A 1415-nucleotide genomic window follows, 5' to 3' on the forward strand; every position below is an offset into this window, starting at 1 on the left:
GCCCGTGCGCGAAAGCTGGGTGAAGCGCAAATAGGCCTGGGTACCTTCACGGGACCCAGGCCTATCACTGCCAACCACACGGGAAAATGCCCCGGCCAGCGCAGCGGTCAATTCATCTGGAAAAAACCACCTCCGATGCGCACGTTGTGCTCCTTCTGCCATTCCAGCGACTGTCGACGGGCTTCCTCTATCTGTTCCTTGGTCATCTGCTTGGAAAGGCGCTGTTTGCCTTCCGCACCAGCCGATCCTTGAAGGTCATAATACTTATAGGCCTGGACCAGATCGACATCGGTACCGATGCCTTCTTCGTAGAATTTTGCTAACGTGCTAAAGCCTGCGGTAATAGTCCCATATTTAAGCTGTGTACAACGCAGCGCCCATTCAAATGTCTTCTTATTGTTTTTCTCCACCCCTTCGCCATAGTAATACATACTTGCCAATGCAATAGCTGATCTTTTGTCACCATTATCGACGGCTTTTTCGTACCAGTACATCGCTTTATCGTAGTCCTTGTCCACCAAACCTTCGTAATCTTTGCCACGATATGCCTCGGCGAGAGTGCGCTGGGATAACGCATACCCTTTCTCGGCAGACTCTTTTAAATAATCTAATGCAGCCTTACGGTTGTCGCCCGTACCAAAGCCATTGTAATAAATAGAAAACAGGGAATAGCCAGCGTCCGCAACCCCTCTGCCCCACAAATCTTTCAACATTGCAACAGCTTTTTCTTTGTCTTTTTTTATGTCGCGCCGATTGCTTCCATTCATATAATTTATAGCTAATATATACTCTCCTTTTAAATCCCCGCTCTTACTTTTCTCCTCCATCTCCTTAAAAGACCAATGTATCGTTTCGTCTAACATCTTTTGCCCAGACGGGTCATTGTAGAGCGTTATCGAGAAAGCACTCGGCGACCAAAGCAGCAAGCCCACCAAGATTACAACAAAAAGGCCTTTAAAAAATCTCATCGCTCAAACTCCAGCTTAAATACATCTGAATACTGTAAGGGACGAGCACGCGTATCTTGAAAAGTGACATTAAGCTTGACACCAGCCATTGAGTCGCCATCATCCAAGTAAAGTGCACGCTCTATAGTATATGCATCCTCTCCTGAGGATATATCGTATGCCAAATTATCAGAAACTTGATCTTGAGTAGACTGCTCGGCAATTTCTAATGAGCCACCATCTTTGACAAAAGTGTCATCAAAAAACCTTTCTTCTCCCAGCTCCGATGAGTTCTCAAGCTGCAATCTACACTGCATCTTCGACAAGTTGGGAATCCGCGCCTTGATCCTGACCTGCTTGCGATTCACGCGTTCGCCCTGGGGCCCTGTGTCACCCCTCACGTAGGTCGCCGTGTGCTCTTCCCAGGACAGTTCGATGGCCACGCCCTGCGATAGCAGATCCAGCGAG

Annotated in this window: 2 protein-coding genes; both read right to left on the reverse strand. The window is 47.9% G+C overall.

What is annotated here, in order from left to right; all coding sequences use genetic code 11:
• Nucleotides 1-107: 107 nt before the first annotated feature.
• Nucleotides 108-968: a tetratricopeptide repeat protein gene (locus DOM36_RS19750; protein WP_110644150.1), complete on the reverse strand. Its 861-nt coding sequence runs from the start codon at nucleotides 966-968 to the stop codon at nucleotides 108-110.
• Nucleotides 965-1415, reverse strand: a 451-nt coding sequence (locus DOM36_RS19755; protein ID WP_232823939.1) for a hypothetical protein, incomplete at its 5' end; no start/stop codon positions are given. The genes DOM36_RS19750 and DOM36_RS19755, both read right to left, overlap by 4 nt.

It is taken from the genome of Salinicola sp. CPA57 (assembly GCF_003206035.1).
In the GTDB taxonomy this organism is placed as follows: domain Bacteria; phylum Pseudomonadota; class Gammaproteobacteria; order Pseudomonadales; family Halomonadaceae; genus Salinicola; species Salinicola socius.

Excerpts from the sequence above, each read along its gene's own strand:
- DOM36_RS19750 (WP_110644150.1), bottom strand. The coding sequence starts at position 968 with ATGAGATTTTTTAAAGGCCTTTTTGTTGTAATCTTGGTGGGCTTGCTG.